The organism is Arsenophonus endosymbiont of Bemisia tabaci Q2, from assembly GCF_902713415.1.
Classification (GTDB): Bacteria; Pseudomonadota; Gammaproteobacteria; order Enterobacterales; family Enterobacteriaceae; genus Arsenophonus.
The window spans coordinates 1-1,162 of sequence record NZ_CACTIE010000035.1; the positions used below are offsets into that span (position 1 = coordinate 1).

At 40.0% G+C, this 1,162-nt stretch carries 1 protein-coding gene and 1 pseudogene; both read right to left on the bottom strand.

What is annotated here, in order from left to right:
* Positions 1-557: pseudogene (locus ARSQ2_RS02335) on the bottom strand (class II glutamine amidotransferase); the annotation flags it as partial.
* A 96-nt stretch (positions 558-653) separates the two neighbouring features.
* Positions 654-1,162, bottom strand: a 509-nt coding sequence (gene lpcA / locus ARSQ2_RS02340; protein ID WP_181994230.1) for a D-sedoheptulose 7-phosphate isomerase, incomplete at its 5' end; no start/stop codon positions are given.

Consider the following 1,162-nt stretch of genomic DNA (forward strand, 5'->3'; position numbering starts at 1 on the left):
GAGCAATAGGCCATTATATATTGTCCATCTGAAATCAACATATATAAGTACCCCAATCAATTTTAATTGATCAACCAGTTTGGCAATAAACCGATATACAGTTAACCAGTTTTTCGGTTTTTTAGGGCATTTTCTGCCAATTGATATAAAATCCAACAAAATACCCACTCACTATCCTTCTTTCCAATTGGCCGATAGTCTCCTACTGGTAATTTTTTATAACCCTCAAGTTGGCCGTTATGTGCATAAGTCCAATTTCTGCCCCACAGTTCCCTGGTAAAAGGATGGGTATTTTCTAATAACAGATCGCCCCGATTCGCCTGACGAATATGAGCAATAACTGCCTCTGATTTAATCGGGTACTCTTGCACAAAGCGTGCAATAGGCGATTGACATGGCTTGGGTTCTTTAAACGTTCGCCAACCTCGACCTTCATAAAAAGTGATCCCCCAACCATCTTTGTGTTGCCCAGTCTGACCTCCTCGCGGGATCAGACCACTTAAACTAAAATTAATATCTGTGGGGACACTAGCAGTCATAACAAGCAATTCACACATAATGCCTCCTTTATGTACGCCAGAATGAAATTTCCAAATCTAAGGATAATCACGCTAACGAATCACATTTCTACCCGACAATATTGCCTAGCAATATTATTTCACCATTTCTTTTTCTATTAGCTGAATTAAGATATGGATCACCTTAATATGAATTTCTTGGATCCGATCGGCATAACCAAAATGAGGTACTCTGATCTCAATATCAGCAGTTCCTGCCATTTTTCCGCCATCCTTACCTGTCAATGTGATCACTTGCATCTTTTTAGCAAGTGCAGCTGCGATTGCCTTGATGATATTGCCAGAATTACCTGATGTTGAGAGTGCAAATAATATATCCCCTTCTTTCCCGACAGCCTCTATATAACGGGAAAAAACATAGTCATAACCAAAATCATTACCAACGCAAGAGAGATGACTAACATCAGAAATCGCAATGGCTGGATAACCTCGACGATTTTCACGATAACGTCCGGTTAATTCTTCTGCAAAATGCATAGCATCACAGTGTGAGCCACCATTACCACAAGATAATACTTTTCCTCCCGCTTTAAAGGCATTCGACAACATAATCGCGGCTTGTTCAATCGCTTCGATATTTTCTC